We start from the raw sequence: 22,728 nt of genomic DNA on the forward strand, positions 1-22,728 counted from the left end.
CACACTGACCCACATCTGGAGATAAGAAATGCCCAAGCCAACCAAGGGACCCCGTCTCGGCGGCGGACCGGCGCACGAGCGCCTGCTCCTCGCCAACCTGGCTGCTGCCTTGTTCACGCACAAGAGCATCAAGACGACCGAGACCAAGGCCAAGCGGATGCGTCCGCTGACCGAGCGTCTGATCACGTTCGCCAAGCGCGGTGACCTGCACGCTCGTCGTCGGGTTCTCGGCGTGATCGGCGACAAGTCGGTCGTGCACGAGCTCTTCACCGAGATCGCTCCGCTCATGGCGGAGCGCGAGGGCGGCTACACCCGCATCACGAAGCTCGGCTTCCGCAAGGGCGACAACGCCCCCATGGTGCAGATCGAGCTCGTGCTCGAGCCCGTGACCCCGAAGAAGAAGTCGACCGCGAAGGCCGCACCGGCCGCCGCTGCCGCTCTCGTCGAGGAGGCTCCCGCCGAGGAGACCACCGCCGACGAGGCGAGCACCGACGAGACCGTCGTCGAGGAGTCCACCGAGACCGAGGCTCCCGCCGCGGCCGAGGCGGAGACCACCGACGAGGCTCCCGCGGAGGAGACCAAGTAGCAGCACCTGCACGAGAGGGCCCCGCATCCGAGAGGATGACGGGGCCCTCCTCGTTAACATGGAGGACGTGATGCACGAGGAGACGGGGACGAGGCGACTGCGCCTCGACATCGCCTACGACGGCACCGACTTCTCGGGGTGGGCGAAGCAACCGGGCTTCCGCACCGTGCAGGGGGTGCTCGAGGAGACCATGGGGGTCATCCTCCGCCGCTATCCGCCGCAGCCCGTGCTGCACGTGGCCGGGCGCACCGATGCGGGTGTGCACGCCACGGGCCAGGTGGCGCACGTCGACCTCACCCCCGGCCAGCTCGCGAGCCTCCGCCGCAGGGGGGCGCCCGCCTCGATCGGCGAGGGCGAGCTCGCACTGCTGCTCGGGCAGCGCATCAACGGCGTGCTCGGCGCCGACTCCGACGTGGTGGTCACACGATCCGTGCTCGCCCCTGCCGGCTTCGACGCCCGCTTCTCGGCCAGTTGGCGCCGCTACCGCTATCGAGTGGCGGATGCCGCCGCCGTGCACGATCCGCTCGAGCGTCGGCGCACCGTGCGGCACCCCACCGAGCTCGACGTCGACGCCATGGACACCGCGGCGAGGGCGCTGCTCGGCCTGCACGACTACGCCACCTTCTGCAAGCCGCGGCCGCACTCCACCACCATCCGCACGCTGCGCTCGTTCGCGTGGCGGCGTCGAGGCGACGGCGTGCTCATCGCGTCGCTCGAAGCGGATGCGTTCTGCCACAGCATGGTGCGGTCGCTCGTGGGGGCCACGGTGGCGGTGGGCGACGGGGCGCTCTCGGCGGAGGACATCCTGAGGCTCAGGGACGAGCGCGCACGGACGGGGGAGTTCCTCGTGATGCCGGCCAAGGGGCTCGTGCTCACAGAGGTGGGCTACCCACCGGATGACGCACTCGCCCTGCGTGCCGAGCAGACGAGGGCGCGTCGCGAGCTCATTTGACGCCCAGGGGTGGTATCGCGTAACGTAGACCCTTGGTGTGCGCGCCCAGGTGCGCCGCCCGAAGTTGAGCCCTCCATCGGCTGCCTTCCCCATCGTTCTGATGAGGAAGACCCACCGGAGTGGGATTCACGAACTCCTCACCTCGACCAAGAAAGCAGCACTCCTGTGACGCGCACGTACACCCCGAAAGCCAGTGAGATCCAGCGGGGCTGGGTCATCATCGACGCGACCGACGTCGTTCTCGGCCGTCTGGCCAGCCACGCGGCCGCCATTCTCCGTGGCAAGAACAAGGCCACCTTCACGCCCCACATGGACATGGGCGACTTCGTGATCATCGTGAACGCCGACAAGGTCGCGCTCACCGGTTCGAAGCTGGCTCAGAAGAAGGCCTACCGCCACTCGGGCTACCCGGGTGGACTCACCGCCGTCTCGTACTCCGAGCTGCTCGAGAAGAACCCCGAGCGCGCCGTCGAGAAGGCCATCCGCGGAATGCTGCCCAAGACCTCGCTCGGTCGTGACCAGTTCCGCAAGCTGAAGGTCTACTCGGGTGGAGAGCACCCGCACGCTGCCCAGCAGCCCACCCCGTACACCATCGACCAGGTCGCCCAGTAGCGTCCCTCGCTTCAGCAGACTCAGACAAAGGACACATAACTACCGTGGCGAAGATCGCAGACCAGATTGACGTGGCTCCCGAGAGCTACTCCACCGAAACCCCGGCCGACGAGGCGCCCAGCGCCCCCCGTGCCGTGCTCAACGTCTCCGGCGCAGCCGTGGGCCGTCGCAAGCAGGCCATCGCCCGCGTGCGCCTCGTCCCCGGTGCCGGCACCCTCACGGTGAACGGCCGTGAGTTCGAGCACTACTTCCCCAACAAGCTGCACCAGCAGCTCATCAACGACCCCTTCAAGGTGCTCGACCTGCTGGGCTCGTACGACGTGGTCGCGAAGATCACCGGTGGTGGCCCCTCGGGTCAGGCCGGCGCACTCCGCCTCGCCATCGCTCGTGCCCTCAACGAGATCGACCGCGAGAACAACCGCGCTCAGCTCAAGAAGGCCGGCTTCCTCTCTCGCGACTCGCGTGTCATCGAGCGCAAGAAGGCCGGTCTCAAGAAGGCCCGTAAGGCGTCGCAGTTCTCGAAGCGCTGATCGCGCTTCGGCTCTACGCTTAGCGTATGGCTCGCCTTTTCGGCACCGATGGTGTGCGGGGGCTCGCGAACCAGGACGTCACGGCCGATCTCGCTCTGCGGATCGCACAGGCCGGTGCACGCGTTCTGGGTGAAGCGGCCCGGGCGGCCGGTCGACGACCGGTCGCCGTGGTCGCCCGCGACCCCCGCCAATCCGGTGATTTCATCGCAGCCGCCGTTTCGGCGGGCTTCGCGAGTTCCGGCGTCGACGTTCTCGACGCCGGTGTGCTGCCGACCCCGGCGGCCGCGTTCCTGATCGCCGACATCGGCGCCGACTTCGGCGTCGTGATCTCGGCCTCGCACAACCCGGCCCCCGACAACGGCATCAAGTTCTTCGCCGCGGGCGGCAAGAAGCTGGCCGACGACATCGAGATCGGCATCGAAGCCGCTCTCGAGCACCCGCAGCTCACTCCGCTGGGTGGCGACATCGGTCGCATCCGTCGGTTCGCCGATGCTGAGGACCGCTACGTCGTGCACCTGCTCACGACGCTGCCCCATCGGCTCGAGGGCATCCACGTGGTGCTCGACTGCGCCCACGGCGCGGCCGCCGGGGTCTCGCCCGAGGCGTTCAGCCAGGCGGGCGCGACCATCACGGTGATCGGCAACGACCCCGACGGCATGAACATCAACGACGGGGTCGGATCGACCCACCTCGGTCAGCTGGCCGAGGCCGTCGTGGCCGCGGGTGCCGACGTGGGGATCGCGCACGACGGCGACGCCGACAGGTGCCTCGCGGTCGATGCACACGGCAACACGATCGACGGTGACCAGATCATGGCCATCCTGGCGCTCGGCGCACTCGACAGGGGAGTGCTCCGCGAGAGCACGCTCGTGGCGACCGTGATGTCGAACCTCGGGCTCAAGCTCGCCATGGCGCAGCACGGCATCACGATGCTCGAGACCCGGGTGGGCGACCGCTACGTGCTCGAGGCCATCAACGAGAAGCAGTTGAGCCTCGGTGGCGAGCAGTCAGGCCACATCATCTTCGCCGACTACGCCACGACGGGCGACGGCATCCTCACCGGTCTGCAGCTGCTCAGCCGCATGGCCGCGACGGGCAAGAGCCTGGCCGAGCTCGCCTCGGTGATGAAGGTCTATCCGCAGACGCTCGTGAACGTGCGCGGCGTCGACCGGGAGGGCGTGGCCACCGACCGAGTCCTGGCCGCTGCGGTGGCAGAAGCCGAGGCCGACCTCGGCGAGACCGGCCGAGTGCTGCTCCGCCCCTCGGGCACCGAGCCCCTCGTGCGCGTGATGGTGGAAGCAGGCGACCAGGCCACGGCAGACCGCATAGCCGAGCAGCTGGCAGAAGTGGTCCGCCAGCGCCTCAGCACGGGAGTAGAGCAGTCCTACTGAGCTAGAGCTTGCGCAGGAGCACCTTGTTGACTGCGTGGTCTGCATCCTTCTGGAGGACGAGGGTGGCCCTCGAGCGGGTGGGCCGGATGTTGTCGAGAAGGTTCGGCAGGTTGATCGACTCCCAGATGGAGCGGGCCGTCTCGCGCGCCTCGACCTCGGAGAGGCTCGAGTAGCGGTGGAAGTACGACTTGGGGTTGGCGAAGGCCCCCTGCTGGAGCGCCAGGAAGCGCGTCTCGTACCAGCTCGCGATGTCGCGTGTGCGCGCATCCACGTAGACCGAGAAGTCGAAGAGGTCGCTCACGGCCAACCGGTTGCTGTGCGACGGCGGCTGCAGCACGTTGAGGCCCTCGACGATGAGGATGTCGGGCTGGCGCACGACGATCTGGGCCTCGGGCACGATGTCGTAGCTGAGGTGGGAGTAGAAGGGCGCCCGCACCTCGGGATTGCCGCTCTTCACCGCGCTCACGAAGCGCAGCAGGGCACGGCGGTCGTAGCTCTCGGGGAAGCCCTTGCGCTGCATGAGACCGCGCCGCTCGAGCTCGGCGTTCGGCAGCAGGAACCCGTCGGTGGTGACGAGTTCCACGCGTGGCGTATCCGACCAGCGTGCGAGCAGCTCGCGCAGGAGCCTCGCCGTGGTGGACTTGCCCACCGCCACCGAGCCGGCGACCCCGATCACGAACGGGGTGGACTTGGACTTCTCGCCCAGGAAGTCGGTCGACGCCCGGTGCAGCTGCTGCGCACTCGAGGCGTAGAGGTTGATGAGCCGGGCCAGCGGGAGGTAGACCTCGGTGACCTCGCGCAGGTCGAGCGGGTTGCCGAGGCCGCGCAGCTGCACGATCTCGGTCTCCTTGAGCGGGAGCGGCGTGGTCGGCGCGAGAGCCGCCCAGTGCGCCCGGTCGAATTCGACGAAGGGGCTGAACTGCGCGAGTCCGGGAGTGGCGGCGGAATCGGGCATAGACCTCCCATTCTGCCCGATCGCCGGCCACCGCACGCACGGCGCGGCGCATCCGGCGCTGACGGACCCCCAGGTGGGCTCGACTAAACTCGTGGGCATGTGTGGAATCGTGGGCTATGTCGGCAGCAACAGCAGTCTCGAGGTGCTCCTCGGTGGACTGCGTCGACTGGAGTACCGGGGCTACGACTCCGCGGGTGTCGCCGTGATCGGTGAGGACGGATCGCTCTCGACCAGGAAGCGCGCGGGCAAGCTCGCCGTGCTGGCCGATGACCTCGAGGCGCGCCCGATGGCGGACGGTCAGACCGGCATCGGTCACACCCGCTGGGCGACGCACGGCGGGCCGACCGACGGCAACGCGCATCCGCACCTCTCGGCCGACGGTCGCATCGCGCTCATCCACAACGGGATCATCGAGAACTTCGCCGTGCTCAAGCAGGAGCTGCTCGAAGACGGCTTCGTGTTCGACAGCGAGACCGACACCGAGGTGGCCGCCAAGATGCTCGGCCGCGAGTACGAGGTGGGCGACGGGCTCCCCAATGCACTCGCCCGCGTGGTCTCGCGTCTCGAGGGCGCCTTCACGCTGCTCGCCCTGCACCAGGACGAGCCGGGCAGGGTGGTCGGCGCCCGCCGCAACTCGCCGCTCGTGATCGGGCTCGGCGAGGGCGAGAACTTCCTGGGCTCCGACGTGGCAGCGTTCGTGGAGCACACGCACCGCGCGCTCGCCATCGGGCAGGACCAGATCGTCGTGATCACGCCCGACGAGGTCACGGTGACCGACTTCGACGGCAACCCCGTGGAGGTCGACGAGTTCGAGGTGTCGTGGGATGCCTCCGCCGCCGAGAAGGGCGGCTGGTCGAGCTTCATGGCGAAGGAGATCAGCGAGGAGCCCGAGGCCGTGGCGAACACGATCCTCGGCCGGGTCGACGAGGGCAAGGTCGTGCTGCGCGAGCTCGCCGACATCGACGACGTGCTGACCGACATCGATCGCATCGTGGTGATCGGCTGCGGCACGGCGGCCTACTCCGGCATGCTCGGAAAGTACGCCATCGAGAAGTGGGCCCGCGTTCCCGTGGAGGTCGAGCTCTCGCACGAGTTCCGCTACCGCGAGCCCGTGCTCACCCCGCGCACGCTCGTGATCTCGATCAGCCAGTCCGGTGAGACGATGGACACGCTCATGGCCGTGAAGTACGCCATCGCCAACGGCGCCCGCACGCTCTCGATCTGCAACACGCAGGGCGCCACGATCGCCCGCGAGTCCGACGCCGTGGTCTACACCCACGCCGGCCCTGAGGTGGCTGTGGCCTCCACGAAGGCCTTCGTGGCGCAGATCACCGCGCTCTACCTGTTCGGTCTTCACCTCGCGCGCGTGCGCGGCACACTCGATGCCGACGTCGCCGCCGAGCAGCTCGCCGAACTCCAGAACATCCCCGCCAAGATCGCGAAGGTGCTCACGAACGGCGCTGAGATCACGCAACTGGCGAAGTGGATGTCCGACAGTCGGGCCGTGCTCTTCCTCGGCCGCCACGTGGGCTACCCCGTGGCGCTCGAGGGCGCGCTCAAGCTCAAGGAGCTCGCCTACATCCACGCCGAGGGCTTCGCCGCCGGTGAGCTGAAGCACGGTCCGATCGCCCTCATCGAGCCGGGGCAGCCCGTGTTCGTGGTGGTGCCGAGCCCGCGCGACCCGAACTCGCTGCACGCGAAGGTGGTCTCGAACATCCAGGAGATCCGCGCCCGCGGTGCCCGCATCCTCGCGATCGCCGAGGAGGGCGACGTGGCCGTGCTGCCGTTCGCCGACGAGGTCATCCGCATCCCGCTCGCGGCTCCGCTCTTCGAGCCGCTGCTGACCGTCATCCCGCTGCAGCTCTTCGCCATGGAGCTCGCGACCGCCAAGGGCCTCGACGTGGACCAGCCGCGCAACCTCGCGAAGTCCGTCACGGTCGAGTAGGCGCCGTGATCGTCGGAGTCGGAGTCGACATGGTCGACGTCGCGCGGTTCGAGCGTTCTCTCGAGCGGACCCCCCGACTGCGCGATCGGCTGTTCGCTCCTGGCGAACGCGGGCTGCCGTTGCGATCGCTCGCGGCCCGCTTCGCGGCCAAGGAAGCGCTCATCAAGGCCGTGGGGCATTCGGCGGAGTTCCGCTGGCACGACATGGAAGTGGTCTCCGACGAGCACCGCAACCCCGGGTTCGCGCTCTCCGGCGGTGTCGCCGCTGCGGTCGCCGGCATCGGGGCGAGCCGGGTGCACCTGAGCCTCACGCACGACGGAGGGCACGCGATGGCCTTCGTGGTGGCGGAGTCCGGCTCATGAGCGAGGCGCTCCGCCGGGCCGTCATCGACTCCGAGGCCATCGCCGCGAACGTGGCTCACGTCGTCTCCCTCGTGGCGCCCGCCGAGGTCATGGTGGTCGTGAAGGCCGATGGCTACGGTCACGGAGCGCTCACGGCTGCGCGGGCGGCCCTCGCGGGCGGAGCGACGTGGCTCGGCGTGGCCGATGTCGACGAGGCCCTCGCACTGCGGGCCGCCGGCATCGAGGTTCCCGTGCTGGCGTGGCTGCACGGTCACGACCCGTCGTTCGAGGCTGCCGTGGCCGCCGACGTCTCGGTGGGCGTGAGCACGGCGCTGCAGCTCGAGCGCGCCATGCAGGCGGGCACGGCGGATCGGCCTGCGCTCGTGCACCTCAAGGTCGACACAGGTCTCGGCCGTAACGGGGTGCAGCGATCCGAGTGGCGCGCCGTCTTCGAGGCCGCGCGAGACGCCGTAGAGCAGGGTCGCATCCGTCTCGAGGGTCTCTTCAGTCACCTCTCGAACACCGACGACGACGAGGACCGGGCCCAGCTCGCCGCCTTCCTCGAGGCGGAGCAGCTGCTGCGGAGCCTCGGCGTCGACCCCGGTCTGCGGCACCTCGCCTCGACGGCCGGGGCCCTTCGACTGCCCGAGACGAGGCTCGACCTCGTGCGGCTCGGCATTGGCGCCTACGGACTCTCGCCCTTCGACGACCGCACCTCGGCGGAGCTCGGACTCCGGCCCGCGATGCGCCTCGAGAGCAGGCTCTTCTCGGTGAAGCGGGTGGCGGCGGGCACGGGCGTCTCGTACGGCTACACCTATCGCACGGAGCGCGACACGTGGCTCGGTCTCGTGCCGCTCGGCTACGCCGACGGCATTCCCCGCCACGTCTCGAACACCGGGCACGTGCAAGTGGGCGGAGGGCTCCACCCGATCGTGGGCCGGGTGGCCATGGACCAGTTCGTGGTGGATCTCGGCGAGCACCACGCCGAGGTGGGCGACCGCGTGGTGCTCTTCGGCGATGCCGCCCGGGGCGAGCCGACCGCCGACGACTGGGGTCGTGCCGCCTCGACCATCAACTACGAGATCGTGACGCGGCTCGGCCGCCGGGTTAAGCGGGTGGAGCGATGAGCGGCGCGTCCCCCGACCGCGAGGCCGTGATCGATCTCGACGCGTTCCGGCACAATGTGCGGGTGCTCTCTGGGCTCGCCGCACCGGCCACGACGATGCTCGCCGTGAAGGCCGACGCCTACGGGCACGGAATGGTGAAAGTGGCGAGAGCGGCCCTCGAGTCGGGGGCGACCTCGCTCGCGGTGCTCGACATCCCGGCCGCCCTCGAGCTGCGTGCTGCCGGCATCACCGCACCGATCTTCGCGTGGATGCACGATCCCGACGCGCTCTTCGGTGAGGCCGCCGAGGCCGATGTCGATCTGGGCATCTCCGCCGTCTGGCAGCTCGACGCGATCGCGGCTGCGGGGGCCTCACGGGCTCCGCGGGTGCACCTCAAGATCGACACGGGGCTGAGCCGGAACGGCGCCACGGAGGCCGACTGGCCCGAGCTCGTGCGGTCGGCCCTCGCCTACGACGCTGCGGGTGCTGTGCGACTGTACGCCGCGTGGTCGCACCTGGCCGACGCCTCGACGGAGGCGGACAGGGCGGCTCTCGATCGGCTGCACCGCGCGGTGGCGGTGGCCGAGGAGCTCGGTGCCCGCTTCGAGCTCGTGCACCTCGCGGCCTCCTCGGCGGGCATCCGGATGCCGGAGGCGCGGCTCGGCATGGTGCGTTTCGGCATCGCCGCCTACGGGGTCTCTCCCTTCGACGACCAGACCGCGCGCGACCTGGGGCTCCGGCCCGTGATGACGCTGCGCAGCCGCGTGGTCTCGACCAAGCGGGTGCCCGCCGGCCACGGTGTCTCCTACGGCCTGACCTACCGCACGGCGGCGGAGTCGACCCTCGCGCTCGTGCCGCTCGGCTACGCCGACGGCATCCCGCGCATCGCATCGGGCGCCGCGGAGGTGTGGATCGGCGGTCGCCGCCATCCGATCGCCGGACGGGTGGCGATGGATCAGTTCGTGGTCGATCTGGGCGACACCCCGGTGGAGGTCGGCGACGAGGTGGTGGTGTTCGGCGAGGGCGACCTCGGCGAGCCGACCGCCGAGGAGTGGGCCGGTTGGGCCTCGACGATCGGCGACGAGATCGTGGCGCGAGTGGGCGCCCGAGTGGAGCGGATCCACCTGCACGAGGCCGTGGAGGAGCGCACGATCGCGACCCCCGAGGAGATGCACGAGTTCGGCAGGAGCGTGGGGGAGGGCCTCCGCGCGGGCGACGTGGTGGTGCTCTCGGGCGATCTCGGCGCGGGCAAGACGACCTTCACGAGGGGCCTCGGCGAGGGCCTCGGAGTGCGCGGCCCCGTGACGAGCCCCACCTTCGTGCTCGCCCGCACGCATCCGTCGCTCGTGGGCGGCCCCGCTCTCGTGCACGTCGACGCCTACCGGCTCGGCAGCGCGCTCGAGCTCGACGACCTCGACATCGACTTCGAGCGCTCCGTGGTGGTCGTCGAATGGGGCAGAGGGTTGATCGAGGCGCTGACCCAGTCGTTCCTGGCGATCGACATCGAGCGCCCGCACGGCGGCGGTGACGAGGGCCTCGACGAGGGCGACGCACCCGTGGAGCCCCGGATCGTGCGGATCACACCCGCGGGAGCGCGCCGGCGCTGACCCGGCTCTGCATCGTTGCTGACCCGGCCCCGGCCCCGCGCGGCGGCGTTAGGCTCGTGGGGTGCTACTCGCGATCGACACCTCCGCCGGAACCTCCGTGGCCGTCGTGGACGGCGACCTGGTGCTCGCCGAGCGCTCCACCGAGGACACGATGCGGCACGCCGAGGTCATCGGCGAGATGATCCGCGACGTGCTCGCCGAGGCCGGGGTCGAACCCCGCGGGATCGACCTCGTGGTGGCGGGCATGGGCCCCGGCCCCTTCACGGGCCTCAGGGTCGGCATCGCCGCGGCCCGGGCCTTCGCCCTCGGCATCGGCCGCCCCCTCGTGCCCGCCGTGAGTCACGACGCCGTGGCGTTCGACGAATGGTCTGCGGGGGTGCGCGGCCCTGTGCTCGTGGTCACGGATGCGCGCCGCCGCGAGGTGTACTGGTCGAGCTACGACCTCGACGATGCCGGCATGGTGCGGAGCGACGGCCCGGCGCTCTGCCGACCGGACGAGCTGCCGTACCCCGAGTTCGAGCGCGTCGACGCGACGCAGATCAGCGCGGGGGCGCTCGGTCGGGTGACGCGATCCCTGGCCGGGCAGCAGCCCGACCTCGCCGAGCCGCTCTACCTGCGTTCGCCCGACGTCACGATGCCGGGAGCCAGGAAGCGCGTGACCCGATGAGCTGGCGTCTCCGGCGGGCCACCGTGACCGACCTCGACGCCGTGATGGCGCTCGAGAACGCCTCCTTCGCCCACGATGCGTGGTCGCGGGAGTCGATGGCGAGCGAGATCGCGCATCCGTACGGCTACTACCTCGTGGGGCTCGACGCCGAGGCGCCCGACCCCGATTTCGCCGCCGACCCCGGCGCGCTGCAGGGCTACGCCGGCCTGCTCTGCCCGCCCGGCACGGACATCGCCGACATCCAGACCATCGCCGTCGCCGAGTCGGCCAGGGGCCGCGGTCTCGGTCGTCAGCTCATGATGCGGCTCATCGCCGAGGCGACGGATCGCGGTGCCAGGAGCGTGCTGCTCGAGGTGCGCGCCGACAACCCCGTGGCGCACGCCCTCTACGTCTCGCTCGGCTTCATCGACATCGCCCGACGCCCGAAGTACTACCAACCCGACAGCGTCGATGCGATCGTGATGCAGCTCGACCTGGCCGGTCGCACCCCTGCTCTCGCCACCGCCCAAGGAGACCCGTCATGACGCGCGAACCGATCGTGCTCGGCATCGAGACCTCGTGCGACGAGACGGGGGTGGGGATCGTGCGCGGCCGCACCCTGCTCGCCAACGTGATCGCCTCGTCGATGGACGAGCACGCCCGCTACGGCGGGGTCGTGCCCGAGGTGGCCGCCAGGGCGCACCTCGAGGCCATGAACCCCACGATCGAAGCCGCCCTCGTCGAGGCCGGGATCGCGCTCGGCGACGTCGACGCGATCGCGGTGACGAGCGGTCCAGGGCTCGCGGGAGCGCTCATGGTGGGGGTGGGGGCCGCGAAGGCGCTCGCCGTGGCCACCGGGCGGCCGCTCTACGCCGTCAACCACCTCGTGGGCCACGTGGGGGCGGACGTGCTCGCCGACGAGCCGCTCGAGTACCCGACGATCGCCCTGCTCGTCTCGGGCGGGCACACCTCCCTGCTCGTGGTGCGCGACCTCGTGGGCGACGTGGAGCTGCTCGGCGAGACCATCGACGACGCCGCGGGCGAGGCCTTCGACAAGGTCGCGCGCATCCTGGGCCTGCCCTACCCCGGCGGCCCCGAGATCGACAGGGCCGCCATGGGTGGCGACCCCACCGCCATCCGCTTCCCGCGCGGGCTGCTGCTGCCGAAGGACGACGCCGCGCACCGCTACGACTTCTCGTTCTCGGGCCTCAAGACGGCGGTGGCGCGCTGGGTGGAGCGGGCGGAGGACGCGGGCGAGCAGGTGCCGGTGGCGGACGTGGCCGCGAGCTTCCGCGAGGCCGTGGTGGACGTGCTGCTCACGAAGGCCTTCAGGGCCACGGAGGAGTTCGGCATACCCCGACTGCTGCTCGGCGGCGGGGTCGTCGCCAACGCCCGCGTGCGCGAGGAAGCGGCCAGACGCGCGGAGCTGGCGGGCGTCGCCCTGCGGATCCCCCCGCTCGCTCTCTGCACCGACAACGGGGCCATGATCGCCGCTCTCGGCGCTCAGCTCGTGATGGCGGGGCATGCTCCCTCGACGCTCGGGTTCGGGGCCGATTCCACGCTCCCGGTCACCGAGATCCAGGTGGCCGGCACCGGAACGTCATGAACAAGTGTTGCCGACGTCATTGACACTTTCTCAGGGAGCCTGTCACGATAGGGCCGTCATTGTCATCTAGGCGAATTGGAGCCCTCCCTTGACTGAACCCACCCCCGGCTACGCAGCGGTTCCCGCCGCGCAGAAGACGAATGTGCTGGCGATCGTCTCGCTCGTCGCCTCGATCCTCGGCTTCAACGTCATCGCGATCATCCTGGGTGCCATCGGCCTCAACCAGATCAAGAAGACCGGCGAGAGCGGCCGTGGCCTCGCCATCGCCGGCATCGTCATCGGTGCGATCTCGATCGTGCTGATCATCATCGTCATCATCGCGACCATCGCCCTCGGCGCCGCGAGCACCACCATCGACACCTACTGAGATCTGCGGGCGCAGGTGGCCACAGCGCCGCCTGCGCCTACTCTGTTAACCGACCGGCAGTCCACGGCCACTCGGCCACCGTGCGAAAGGGCGTTCCCCGTGAGCGACACCAACAACTCCACCCCGTCTTCGGGAGAACCTCCCGTTCCCCCCGTCACCCCTCCCGGCCAGTCCGGTGCCCCGGCGGCACCCGGCCAGACCCCGCCCCCGAGCTACCCGGCCGCCCCCTCGGCGCCGAACCTGGACAAGGCTCCCGCGGCCCCGGCCTACCAGCAGCCCCAGGCTCCTGGCGGCTACCAGCAGCCGCCGACCGGTGGCTACCAGGCACCGCCCGCGAACCCCGGCTACCAGCAGGCCCCTCCCGGGTACCAGCCGCCGGCCCAGCAGCCGTACTACGGCTACCAGGCTCCCGCGGCCCCGCCCATGAACACGCTCGCGATCATCACGATCATCCTCGCGTTCCTGTTCTCCGTCGCGGGCATCGTGACCGGGCACATCGCGCTCAAGCAGATCGACCGCACGGGTGAGTCGGGCCGCGGCCTGGCCAAGGCCGGGCTCATCCTCTCGTACGTGTTCACCGGCCTCGCCGTGCTCCTCGTCATCGCGTACATCATCTTCATCGTCGTGATCGTCGCCGCCGCGGGCAGCTCGGCGTACACCTACTCGACGTATTGATCCGCGGGCCGGCTCTGCCGGTCACAGAGGGAGGGCCCCGGCCCGCCGCTCACACGTCCACCCGCTCGACGAGCAGCGCAGCATGCGCTCCGTCGATGCGGGTGAGCACGAGAGTGGCGGAACCGGGGCCCTTCAGCGCGAGTCGCGTGCGCAGCGTGGCCGGATCGACGTCGATGCCGCGCTTCTTGATCTCGAGCGTGCCGATCCGTCGCTCCCGAAGGGCCTTCTTGAGGGCGGCCTCGCCCGCGGGCAGGCGCTCGAGCACCCGGAAGGCGCGTGCGAACGGCGTGGGCTTGAGCTCGTCGGCCGTGAGGTAGGCGATCGAGGAGGAGACCATGCCCGCCCCGAGGCGCTCGGCGAGGGCGCCGATGAGTCGTGCGCGGATGATGGAGCCGTCGGGTTCGTAGAGGTAGTCGCCGAGCGGCCGCACCTCGGCGTCGGCGCTGTCGGCCTCCGCCGTGAGCTCCGACGAGGAGCCGCCGGCGAGCACGAGGGCCGACCTCCGCACCCCCGGTCGAGCGAGAGCTCCGAACCACAGCCCCATCTCGACCAGCTGCCCATCGACCGAGATCCACTGCGCCTCCGCCTCGGCGGGGATGAGCTCGCGGTCGAAGCCCGGACCGAGCTTGACCCCCACCGGCCGGGAGGATGCGAGGCCGAAGGCGAAGTCGACCGAGGGGGAATAGTCCTCCGGGCGGGTCAGCCTGCTCGTCGACCCCGATCCCGCGGTGCGCCTGGCCGGGTCGAGGTAGACGGCGTCGACACCCGCCGCATCCAGGTCGTAGGTCTCGGCATCGGCGTTGACCACCTCGGCGTGCGGGAACGCCGCGAGGTTGTAGGCGGCGACGGCGGCGGTCACCTCGTCGAGCTCGACCGCGACGACGGGGATGTCGAGAGCGGCTATGGCGAGGGCGTCGGTGCCGAGACCGCACCCGAGATCGGCGACCTTCTGCACGCCGGCCTCGCGGAACCGGCCCGCGTGCAGGGCGGCCACCGAGAGCCTGGTCGCCTGCTCGAGCCCCGCTTGCGTGTAGAGCAGCCGAGGGGCGAACGCGCCGAACTTGGCGGCCGCCTTCTCGCGCAGTCGAGCCTGTGTGAGCACGGCGGTGACGAGGCCGGGGGCGTGGCCGGCCTTGCGCAGAGCGGAGACCTGGGCGACCGCGTCGATCGTGGAGTACGGAGGCAGATCGTCGACCAGCCGGAGCCCTTCCGCGGTGAACAGATGAGCGAGTTCGGCGGAATCCATTCGCTCACGCTACCAAGGCTCTCCTGGCACTCACGTTGCGCGAGTGCCAAGGGTGCCTCTAAACTCGGGATTAGCACTCTCGGTGTGAGGGTGCTAACCCAGACGTTTTGTAACTGAGAAAGAAGAGGTCAACCGTGTCGGTCTCCATCAAGCCGCTCGAGGATCGCATCGTCATCAAGCAGGTCGAAGCTGAGCAGACCACTGCTTCCGGTCTCGTCATCCCCGACACCGCGAAAGAGAAGCCCCAGGAGGGTGAAGTCGTCGCCGTCGGCCCCGGCCGCATCGACGACAACGGCAACCGCGTGCCGCTCGACGTCGCCGTCGGCGACAAGGTCATCTACTCCAAGTACGGCGGAACCGAGGTGAAGTACGGCGGAGAGGACCTGCTCGTGCTCTCGGCTCGCGACGTGCTCGCCGTCGTGGTGCGCTGACCGCTCCAGACGTGACGAGAACCCGGGTGGCTTCGGCCGCCCGGGTTCTTCGCATTCCGGGACAGGGCTCGTTCCGGGATAGAGTGACGCGGTGCCACCCTCCCCGCTCGCCATCGCAGGCACCGAGTCGGAGAAGTTCCGGTCCGGCCTCCTCAACGCCGTGGGCGCCTACGCGATGTGGGGCGTGCTCCCCCTCTACTTCCTGCTGCTGCGGCCCGCCTCGGGGTTCGAGATCGTGGGCTGGCGCATCGTCTTCTCGCTCGTCTTCTGCGCGCTCCTGCTCACCGTCACGCGGTCCTGGGCCCCGTTCTTCGCCATCGCTCGCCAGGGGAGACTGCTCGGACTGATGGCCGTGGCCGCGGTGCTCATCTACGTCAACTGGCAGACCTACATCCTCGCCACGCTCGACGATCAGGTGGTCGAGACCTCGCTCGGCTACTTCATCAACCCCATCGTGACCGTGCTGCTCGGAGTGCTCGTGCTGCACGAGCGCCTGCGCCGCCTGCAGTGGGTGGCCATCGCGATCTCCGCGGTCGCCGTGCTCGTGCTGGCGATCGGGCACGGAACGGTGCCGTGGATCGCGCTCATCCTGGCCGGGTCGTTCGGCTCGTACGGGCTCGTGAAGAAGAAGGTCGGGCCCCGCGTCGACGCGGTGAGCGGCCTCACTCTCGAGACGGCCTGGCTCGCTCCCGTGGCCGTGGTCATCCTCCTCGTGGTGGGCCTCACCTTCCCCGAGGGCCTCGTGCTCGGCACCCAGGGCTGGGGCCCGACCGTGCTCATGGTGCTCACGGGAGTCGCCACCGCGACACCCCTCCTCCTCTTCGCGGCAGCAGCCCGACGCCTGCCGCTCATCTGGGTGGGCCTCGTGCAGTTCATCGCCCCCGTGCTGCAGTTCGTGATCGGTGTGGCCGTGCTGGGCGAGCCGATGCCGATCGAGCGCTGGGCCGGTTTCGTGATCGTCTGGATCGCCCTCGTCATCCTCGTGGTCGACATGGTGCGGGCCGCCGGGCGGTCGCGTGGTGCGAACGCGGCCCCCGTGGAGGAACCGATAGGGTGATCCGATCATGAGCTCCCGCACCTTCCTCCGGGTCGCCGCCACCGTGGCGGTCGTCGCCGCCGTGGCTCTCGCCGCGACCGGCTGCACGGCGGAGGAGGCCGCGGCGCCGACGTCCCTGCTGACCCCCATCCCCTCCATGGCCCAGCCCATCCCCTCGGGAGACGGCACCCTGCTCATCGGGGTCGTGGTGCCGCTGTCGGGGGCGGATTCCGCCATCGGCGCCCCCTCGCTGGCGGGGGCCGAGCTCGCCGCGCGCGACATCCAGCAGGCGGGCGGGGTGAACGGCGGTCCCGTGCGCCTCGTGCACGCCGACTCGGGTGACGCAGGGGCCGCGACGGCGGCCGCCTCCGTCTCCGAGCTCGATGCCAGGGGAGTCGACGCGTTCGTGGGCTCGAACGCCCAGGCCGTGCTGCCGGCGCTCGCCGAGGCCGCCGCCGGCACCGGGGTGGCGCTCGTGGGCGCCACCGGCGACCCCGTCTCGGCCGAGGACGCCTTCACCGAGAGGCTCAAGACCTCCGATCCCACCCTGACCGACGCGCGGTACGGGGTGGAGAGCTACGACGCCGTGGTCATGATCGCCCTCGCCGCCGCGCTCGCGGGAGACGACGGGCGCACCTCGGTGGCGCAGTTCCTGCCCGCCGTCACGAGCGGAGCCGTGGAGTGCCGGAGCTACAGCGCCTGCCTCGACGTGCTCACCACGCGGTCCGACATCCGCTACACGGGAGTGACCGGCACGTTGTCGACGGCTGTCGCGTAGGTCACCGCCAGGTAACGATTTGGCCGTGTTACATGGCTGTAACACCAATGTATTGTTCCGGGGTCGATTGCCCTTTAGCGTGAACCCCGTGGCCGGTTCTTCGAACCTGCCGAGAAACTGCACTCATTCTAATAAGGAGCACCATGAGCGTATTTGCGAAGGTCACCACCTCGCGCTCGAAGCCCCTCTCCATCGTTGCGGGTATCGCCGCGTTCAGTGCCGGCGCTCTGCTGCTGGCCTCCTGCTCGTCGACGCCCAGCACCGACGGGGGAGAGACCACCGCCGCTGCGGCCGTCTGTGGCCCTGACGCCGCCACCGCAGCAGCCGAGATCACCCCCGCGGCTCCGGAGACCGCACAGACGCGCGACACGAAGTTCAAGATCGGCTCGATCCTGCCGACCACCGGAACCCTGGCCTTCCTCGGCCCGCCCGAGATCGCCGGTGTCGACCTCGCCATCGCCGAGATCAACGCGTCGTCCGCAGGCGTCCTCGGCGGCAACGCCGAGGTCATCCACCGCGACTCCGGTGACACCACGACCGACATCGCGACCCAGTCGGCGACCGACCTGCTCAGCCAGGGCGTCTCCGGCATCGTCGGCGCTGCGTCGTCCGGTGTGTCGTTCACCTTCATCGACCAGGTGACGGGTGCGCAGGTCGTGCAGATCTCGCCCGCCAACACCTCGCCCGACTTCACGACCTACGCCGACGGCGGGTACTACTTCCGTACCGCTCCCTCCGACGTGCTGCAGGGCCGCGTGCTCGGCAACCTGATGGTCAACGACGGTGCCGAGAACGTGGGCATCATCTACCTCAACGACGCCTACGGCTCGGGCCTCGAGTCCAACGTCACGACCGCCATCGAGAACGCCGGCGGCACCGTCGTCGCCTCCGAGGCGTTCAACGAGGGCGACAGCCAGTTCAGCGCTCAGATCGACGCCGTGCTCGCCGAAGACCCTGACTCGATCGCTCTCATCGCGTTCGACCAGACCAAGGTCATCATCCCCGAGCTCGTGGGCACCAAGGGCTTCGACGGCAGCAAGGTCTACTTCGTGGACGGCAACCTGTCCAATTACGACGAGGACTTCGACGCCGGCACCCTGAACTGCGCCAAGGGCACCCTGCCCGGCGTGCTGGCCGATGACGCGTTCAAGGCCAAGCTGCTCGGCATCAACCCCGACCTGAACGACTACAGCTACGCTGCCGAGTCGTACGACGCTGTCAACCTGATGGCGCTCGCCGCCGTCGCCGGTGGCGCCGCCGATGGTCCGACCATCCAGGCCAACATGCAGGCCGTCTCCGAGGGTGGCACCAAGTGCACCTCGTTCGCGGAATGCGCCGACCTGCTGGCCACCCCCGGCACCGACATCGACTACGAAGGCATCTCCGGCCCGATCACGTTCGATGAGAACGGTGACCCGACCGAGGCCTACATCGGTATCTACCAGTACGGTCAGGACAACACCTACGCGCCGCTGAACGTCGAGTTCGGTTCGCTCGCGGGCTAGTTCCCCACCCCGCACACCGCAGGCCCGGCCCCTCCTCGGAGGGTGCCGGGCCTTCTGCTGTCCGCGTGTGCTGCGCGGCCTTGTGCCGTTCGCCGCAGCCGGGCGCGGGCATGAGAAAAGGCCCGGCCCTCTCGGGGCCGGGCCTTCATCCGGTGCTCTAGTGGCCCTGGTCGGCAGCCAGGGTGCCGAGGTAGAGCTCGATGACCTTCGGGTCCTTCATGAGCTCGCGGCCGGTGCCCGTGTAGGCGTCGCGGCCCTGGTCGAGCACGTAGGCGCGGTCGCAGATCTGCAGGCAGCGGCGGGCGTTCTGCTCGACCATGATGACCGAGACGCCCGCGCGGTTGATCTGGTGCACACGCATGAACGTCTCGTCCTGCCGCACGGGGGAGAGGCCGGCGGAGGGCTCGTCGAGCAGCAGCACCGAGGGCTCCATCATGAGCGCCCGGCCCATGGCCACCATCTGGCGCTCACCGCCCGAGAGCGAACCGGCGCGCTGCTTGCGACGCTTGCCGAGCTCGGGGAAGAGCGTGGTGACGAAGTCGAAGCGCTCGGAGAAGATCGACGGCTTCTGGAACAGGCCCATCTCGAGGTTCTCCTCGATGGTGAGGCTCGGGAAGACGTTGTTGTTCTGCGGCACCATGCCGACGCCCTTGGTCACGAGCTTGTTGGCCTTGAGGCCCGTGATGTCCTCGCCCTTCAGGATGACCCGACCGCTCCGGATCTTGATCTGCCCGAAGATGGCCTTGAGCACCGTGGACTTGCCGGCGCCGTTCGGGCCGATGATGCCGATGAGCTCACCCGGGTAGGCCTCGATGGTGCAGCCGTTGAGGATGTTGACGCCGGGCAGGTAGCCGCCGACCAGGTTGTCGGTCTTCAGCACCACCTCGCCGCGGTCGGTGGGCGCCGCCGTGCGAGCGGCGGCGCGTTCGGCCGCCAGCTCGTTCGTCTCGGCGTTGACCTCGTTGGGATCGATGTCGCTCATGCTGACTACTTCTCCTCGCTGTGGGCTTCGTGAGCCTTGCGCTCGGCCGCGAGGGCCTCGGTGACGGGGTTGGGGCCGTCCTCCATGAGGTCGCCCAGGTCGGTGTCGTGGTGGGCGCCGAGATAGGCGTCGATCACGGCGGGATCCTTCATGACGGACTCGGGCGGCCCCTCGGCCACCACGCGCCCCTCGGCCATCACGATCACCCAGTCGGAGATGTGCATGACCATGTGCATGTCGTGCTCGACGAAGAGCACCGACGTGCCGTCGGACTTGAGGTTCTTGATGTGCCCGAGCAGCGACTGGGTGAGCGCGGGGTTCACGCCCGCCATCGGCTCGTCGAGCATGATGAGCTCGGGGTTCGACATGAGGGCCCGAGCCATCTCGAGCAGCTTGCGCTGGCCTCCCGAGAGGGAGGCGGCGTAGTCCTCGCGCTTGGCGTCGAGCTTGAAGCGCGCGAGGAGCTCGTCGGCGCGAGCCGTGTTGTGCTCCTCCTGTGCGCGCCACAGCGGCTTGATCAGAGCGCTGAAGAGGCCCTCGCCGCGCTGGCCGGTGGCACCGAGCAGCATGTTCTGCAGCACGGAGAGCCGGCCGAGCGACTTGGTGAGCTGGAAGGTGCGCACCATGCCGGCGCGGGCCACCTTGAAGGCGGGCACCCCGGCGAGGGACTTGCCGTCGAACTCCCACGTGCCCGTGTTGGGCTTGTCGAAGCCCGTCAGCAGGTTGAACATCGTGGTCTTGCCGGCGCCGTTCGGGCCGATGAGGGCCGTGATCTGGCCGCGCGGGATCTCGAGGTGGTCGACGTCGACCGCCTTGAGGCCGCCGAACTGGCGGGTGACGTGGTCGGCGATGACGATGGGGTCGACCTTCGCGCACCCGGGCTTGACCTCGCCCTTGACCAGCGGATGGGTCGCCGTGGCGACGGGGGAGGAGACGGGGCTCTTGTCGAGATTAGACACTGAAGGACAGCTCCTTCTTGTTTCCGAAGATGCCTTGCGGCCTGAAGATGACGAGGAGCATGAGCGCCACACCCACCAGGATGAAGCGGATCTGCCCTGCCTGGGTGGTGTCGATGAAGCCGAGCACACCCGACTCGATCGCACCGTAGAGGATGCCCTGGGTGAGCGAGAGCACGACCCAGAAGATCATGGCGCCCACGATGGGGCCGAAGATGGTGGCGGCACCGCCCAGCAGCATGATCGTCCAGATGAAGAAGGTGAGGCCGGTGGTGTAGTTCGCCGGCTGCACCGCGCGGGGCAGGATGAAGATGATGCCCGCGATGGAGCCCATCACGCCACCGATCACGAGCGCCTGCATCTTGTAGCTGAACACGTTCTTGCCGAGGCTGCGCACCGCATCCTCGTCTTCGCGGATGCCCTTGACCACGCGACCCCAGGGGCTCCGCATGAGCAGGAACACGAGGATGCTCGCGAGCACCACGAGGGTCCAGCCGACGATGCGGATCCACCAGTCGTACTCGTTGTAGACGAACGGACCGAAGCCGTAGCGGCCCTCGGGGATCGGGTTGATGGCGGCGAAGGTGCCCTTGAACCCGGAGAGGCCGTTGGCGGCACCCGTGACGTCGGTGAGGCCCGTGGTGGTGACGATGTAGCGCACCACCTCGGCCGCCGCGATCGTGACGATGGCCAGGTAGTCGGCCCTGAGCCTCAGCGTGGGGATGCCGAGGATGAACGCGAAGATGACCGAGCAGATGATCGCCGAGAGCACGGCCACGATGAGCGGGGCGCCCGCGAGGGTCGGGATGGCGAAGGCGTAGGCGCCGATGAGGAGGAAGGCGGCCTGACCGAAGTTCAGGAGGCCGGAGTAGCCGAAGTGCACGCCGAGGCCGATGGCCGCGAGAGCGTAGGCAGCCGTGGTCGGGCTGATGATCTCGCCGATGGCGTTGCCGAAGATGTTTCCCCAGTCCATGAGTGTCTCCTCCCTTAACCGATTCGTTCTTTACGGCCGAGGATGCCCTGTGGTCTGACGAGCAGCACCACGATGAGCACGACGAGCGCGGCGGCGTACTTCAGGTCGGCCGGGATGATGAGCGTGGAGAGCTCCACGAAGAGGCCGACCACGAGGGAGCCCACGAGAGCGCCGTACGCGGAGCCGAGACCACCGAGGGTGACGGCCGCGAACATGAGCAGCAGCACCTGGAAGCCCATGTCCCACGACACCTGGCGGTAGAGGCCGAGCATGACGCCCGCGAGTGCGGCGAGGGCGCCGGCCACGACCCAGACGATGCGGATGATGCGGTCGACGTCGATGCCGGAGGCCGCTGCGAGCGACGGGTTGTCCGAGACCGCCCTGGTGGCCTTGCCCACGCGGGTGCGGGTGAGGAAGAGGCCGACGAGGAGGAGTGTGACCACCGAGATGACCATGCTCACGATCGATCCGGTGGTGATGCGCACGGGGCCGATCACGATGGCGTCGGAGAGGCCGACGTTCATGGTCTTCGTGGTGCCGTCGATGAAGAAGAGGTAGAGGTAGCGGAGCGCGATCGCGAGGCCGATCGACACGATCATCGCCTGGACGAGCTTCACCCCCTTTCTTCTCAAGGGCTTCCAGAGCAACCAGTCCTGCACGTAGCCGAAGACACCGCCGAGCAGGAGGGCGGCGAGCATGGCCACGAAGATGTTGACGCCGAGCAGCACCGCCACGATCCACGCGATGATGGCGCCGAAGGTCACCATCTCGCCGTGGGCGAAGTTGTTGAGGCCCGTGGTGCCGAAGATGAGGGTGATGCCGATGGCCGCGAGGGCGATGAGCAGACCGAAGTTGAGGCCGGCCACGAGGCGCTGCAGGAACTGCTCGAAGAAGCCCGTGGTCTGACGCGTGTCAGCGCCGAGCGGGAACGACCTGGTGATCGAGTTGGTCTGCCACTCGGTGGAGGAGACGGTGGCGGTGTCGCGGTCGGGATCGCGCAGCTCCACGCCGTCGGGCAGGGTCTCTGGGTCGATCGAGACCGTGTAGTCGCCCTTCTCGGGCACGATGACCGACCAGCGGCCGGTGTCGTCGCTCGTGGCCACCTCGGAGAAGCCGGAGGCTCCCTCGACGGTGATCTCGGCACCCTCCACCACGGTGTCACCATCGCGCAGCACGCCGCCGATGGTGAGTGTGTTCGTGAAGTCGCTCGTGGGAGTGGGCGTGGGTGCGGGGGCCGACGCCGAAGCGGTCAGCGCTCCGGAACCGAGCACAACACCCAAGCACAGCGCGAGCGCGGCCAGGACCATCGTGATGAGACGGACTCCTGGTCCGATGCGGATACCTGCGATCAAGACAGCACCTCCTGTGGGGAGGGCACCGGGGGTGGTGGCGCCTCTCCATGTCTTCGGTCGTAGCGACAGTGGTAGACCATACATACGAATTGTGTCCACGGTGTTTCATGTGGCCACCTAATTCGATGTCGGTCATTTCTACACGGAATA

At 69.3% G+C, this 22,728-nt stretch carries 24 protein-coding genes; 18 read left to right on the top strand and 6 right to left on the bottom strand.

Translation table 11 applies throughout. The features are described from left to right. Nucleotides 1–28 precede the first annotated feature (28 nt). The 5 genes from rplQ (at nucleotide 29) to glmM (ending at nucleotide 4,071) form a co-directional block, all read left to right on the top strand. Nucleotides 29–586 (top strand): 50S ribosomal protein L17, encoded by a 558-nt coding sequence (gene rplQ, locus ACEXQC_RS11755; protein ID WP_374822168.1) that lies wholly within the window; start codon nucleotides 29–31, stop codon nucleotides 584–586. 70 nt (nucleotides 587–656) lie between these two features. Then, nucleotides 657–1,538 carry a tRNA pseudouridine synthase A gene (locus ACEXQC_RS11760; RefSeq protein ID WP_374822538.1) on the top strand — a complete coding sequence of 294 codons (882 nt, stop codon included), beginning with the start codon at nucleotides 657–659 and terminating at the stop codon, nucleotides 1,536–1,538. Nucleotides 1,539–1,703: 165 nt separating this feature from the next. Next, nucleotides 1,704–2,150 carry a 50S ribosomal protein L13 gene (rplM, locus tag ACEXQC_RS11765; RefSeq protein WP_259525279.1) on the top strand — a complete coding sequence of 149 codons (447 nt, stop codon included), beginning with the start codon at nucleotides 1,704–1,706 and terminating at the stop codon, nucleotides 2,148–2,150. Between the two features lie 44 nt (nucleotides 2,151–2,194). Then, nucleotides 2,195–2,680: a 30S ribosomal protein S9 gene (gene rpsI, locus ACEXQC_RS11770; protein ID WP_374822171.1), complete on the top strand. Its 486-nt coding sequence runs from the start codon at nucleotides 2,195–2,197 to the stop codon at nucleotides 2,678–2,680. 26 nt (nucleotides 2,681–2,706) lie between these two features. Beyond that, the gene (gene glmM, locus ACEXQC_RS11775) at nucleotides 2,707–4,071 is read left to right on the top strand and encodes a phosphoglucosamine mutase (RefSeq protein ID WP_374822174.1); all 1,365 of its coding nucleotides are present in this window, start codon (nucleotides 2,707–2,709) and stop codon (nucleotides 4,069–4,071) included. Nucleotide 4,072: 1 nt separating this feature from the next. On the opposite strand, the gene coaA is transcribed toward glmM, so the two are convergent. After that, nucleotides 4,073–5,026, bottom strand: coding sequence for a type I pantothenate kinase (gene coaA, locus ACEXQC_RS11780; RefSeq protein WP_374822177.1), 954 nt, complete (start codon nucleotides 5,024–5,026; stop codon nucleotides 4,073–4,075). A 97-nt stretch (nucleotides 5,027–5,123) separates the two neighbouring features. Between coaA and glmS the strand changes: the two genes are divergently transcribed. From glmS to ACEXQC_RS11825, 9 genes are all read left to right on the top strand, one after another. After that, nucleotides 5,124–6,971: a glutamine--fructose-6-phosphate transaminase (isomerizing) gene (gene glmS / locus ACEXQC_RS11785; protein WP_374822179.1), complete on the top strand. Its 1,848-nt coding sequence runs from the start codon at nucleotides 5,124–5,126 to the stop codon at nucleotides 6,969–6,971. A 5-nt stretch (nucleotides 6,972–6,976) separates the two neighbouring features. After that, a complete protein-coding gene (locus ACEXQC_RS11790) occupies nucleotides 6,977–7,333 on the top strand; it encodes a holo-ACP synthase (RefSeq protein ID WP_374822182.1) in 357 nt (118 codons plus the stop codon). Next, nucleotides 7,330–8,439 (top strand): alanine racemase, encoded by a 1,110-nt coding sequence (gene alr, locus ACEXQC_RS11795; protein WP_374822185.1) that lies wholly within the window; start codon nucleotides 7,330–7,332, stop codon nucleotides 8,437–8,439. The genes ACEXQC_RS11790 and alr (ACEXQC_RS11795) overlap by 4 nt, the downstream gene beginning before the upstream one ends. Next, nucleotides 8,436–10,025 (top strand): alanine racemase, encoded by a 1,590-nt coding sequence (alr, locus tag ACEXQC_RS11800; RefSeq protein ID WP_374822188.1) that lies wholly within the window; start codon nucleotides 8,436–8,438, stop codon nucleotides 10,023–10,025. Before alr (ACEXQC_RS11795) ends, alr (ACEXQC_RS11800) begins: the two co-directional genes overlap by 4 nt. A gap of 61 nt (nucleotides 10,026–10,086) precedes the next feature. Then, nucleotides 10,087–10,692, top strand: a complete 606-nt coding sequence (gene tsaB, locus ACEXQC_RS11805) for a tRNA (adenosine(37)-N6)-threonylcarbamoyltransferase complex dimerization subunit type 1 TsaB (RefSeq protein ID WP_374822191.1) — start codon at nucleotides 10,087–10,089, stop codon at nucleotides 10,690–10,692. Further along, the gene (gene rimI / locus ACEXQC_RS11810; RefSeq protein ID WP_374822194.1) at nucleotides 10,689–11,216 is read left to right on the top strand and encodes a ribosomal protein S18-alanine N-acetyltransferase; all 528 of its coding nucleotides are present in this window, start codon (nucleotides 10,689–10,691) and stop codon (nucleotides 11,214–11,216) included. The genes tsaB and rimI overlap by 4 nt, the downstream gene beginning before the upstream one ends. Then, entirely contained in the window at nucleotides 11,213–12,277 is a 1,065-nt protein-coding gene (gene tsaD, locus ACEXQC_RS11815) for a tRNA (adenosine(37)-N6)-threonylcarbamoyltransferase complex transferase subunit TsaD (protein WP_374822196.1), read from the top strand. The genes rimI and tsaD overlap by 4 nt, the downstream gene beginning before the upstream one ends. Nucleotides 12,278–12,365: 88 nt before the next feature. Beyond that, nucleotides 12,366–12,644, top strand: a complete 279-nt coding sequence (locus tag ACEXQC_RS11820) for a DUF4190 domain-containing protein (RefSeq protein ID WP_374822199.1) — start codon at nucleotides 12,366–12,368, stop codon at nucleotides 12,642–12,644. 99 nt (nucleotides 12,645–12,743) lie between these two features. Further along, complete coding sequence (locus tag ACEXQC_RS11825; RefSeq protein ID WP_374822202.1) at nucleotides 12,744–13,319, top strand: DUF4190 domain-containing protein; 576 nt, start codon at nucleotides 12,744–12,746, stop codon at nucleotides 13,317–13,319. A 49-nt stretch (nucleotides 13,320–13,368) separates the two neighbouring features. Here the strand turns inward: ACEXQC_RS11825 and ACEXQC_RS11830 are convergent, their stop codons facing one another. Beyond that, the gene (locus tag ACEXQC_RS11830) at nucleotides 13,369–14,565 is read right to left on the bottom strand and encodes a THUMP-like domain-containing protein (protein WP_374822205.1); all 1,197 of its coding nucleotides are present in this window, start codon (nucleotides 14,563–14,565) and stop codon (nucleotides 13,369–13,371) included. A gap of 134 nt (nucleotides 14,566–14,699) precedes the next feature. Between ACEXQC_RS11830 and groES the strand changes: the two genes are divergently transcribed. The 4 genes from groES (at nucleotide 14,700) to ACEXQC_RS11850 (ending at nucleotide 18,315) form a co-directional block, all read left to right on the top strand. Then, nucleotides 14,700–14,996 (top strand): co-chaperone GroES, encoded by a 297-nt coding sequence (groES, locus tag ACEXQC_RS11835; RefSeq protein ID WP_259525260.1) that lies wholly within the window; start codon nucleotides 14,700–14,702, stop codon nucleotides 14,994–14,996. Between the two features lie 91 nt (nucleotides 14,997–15,087). Next, the gene (gene rarD / locus ACEXQC_RS11840) at nucleotides 15,088–16,053 is read left to right on the top strand and encodes an EamA family transporter RarD (RefSeq protein WP_374822209.1); all 966 of its coding nucleotides are present in this window, start codon (nucleotides 15,088–15,090) and stop codon (nucleotides 16,051–16,053) included. A gap of 7 nt (nucleotides 16,054–16,060) precedes the next feature. Then, a complete protein-coding gene (locus tag ACEXQC_RS11845; protein ID WP_374822212.1) occupies nucleotides 16,061–16,810 on the top strand; it encodes an ABC transporter substrate-binding protein in 750 nt (249 codons plus the stop codon). A 143-nt stretch (nucleotides 16,811–16,953) separates the two neighbouring features. After that, nucleotides 16,954–18,315 (top strand): ABC transporter substrate-binding protein, encoded by a 1,362-nt coding sequence (locus tag ACEXQC_RS11850; RefSeq protein WP_374822215.1) that lies wholly within the window; start codon nucleotides 16,954–16,956, stop codon nucleotides 18,313–18,315. Nucleotides 18,316–18,472: 157 nt separating this feature from the next. Here ACEXQC_RS11850 and ACEXQC_RS11855 read toward each other — a convergent pair whose 3' ends face one another. From ACEXQC_RS11855 to ACEXQC_RS11870, 4 genes are read right to left on the bottom strand one after another with little or no spacing between them, the layout of a single operon-like run. Next, nucleotides 18,473–19,297, bottom strand: a complete 825-nt coding sequence (locus tag ACEXQC_RS11855; RefSeq protein WP_374822217.1) for an ABC transporter ATP-binding protein — start codon at nucleotides 19,295–19,297, stop codon at nucleotides 18,473–18,475. 5 nt (nucleotides 19,298–19,302) lie between these two features. Then, the gene (locus ACEXQC_RS11860; RefSeq protein ID WP_374822220.1) at nucleotides 19,303–20,256 is read right to left on the bottom strand and encodes an ABC transporter ATP-binding protein; all 954 of its coding nucleotides are present in this window, start codon (nucleotides 20,254–20,256) and stop codon (nucleotides 19,303–19,305) included. Beyond that, entirely contained in the window at nucleotides 20,249–21,226 is a 978-nt protein-coding gene (locus ACEXQC_RS11865; RefSeq protein ID WP_374822223.1) for a branched-chain amino acid ABC transporter permease, read from the bottom strand. Before ACEXQC_RS11865 ends, ACEXQC_RS11860 begins: the two co-directional genes overlap by 8 nt. A gap of 14 nt (nucleotides 21,227–21,240) precedes the next feature. Next, on the bottom strand, nucleotides 21,241–22,578 hold the full coding sequence (locus tag ACEXQC_RS11870) for a branched-chain amino acid ABC transporter permease (protein ID WP_374822226.1): 1,338 nt from the start codon (nucleotides 22,576–22,578) through the stop codon (nucleotides 21,241–21,243). Nucleotides 22,579–22,728 lie beyond the last annotated feature (150 nt).

This window comes from Herbiconiux liukaitaii, from assembly GCF_041927495.1.
In the GTDB taxonomy this organism is placed as follows: domain Bacteria; phylum Actinomycetota; class Actinomycetes; order Actinomycetales; family Microbacteriaceae; genus Herbiconiux; species Herbiconiux liukaitaii.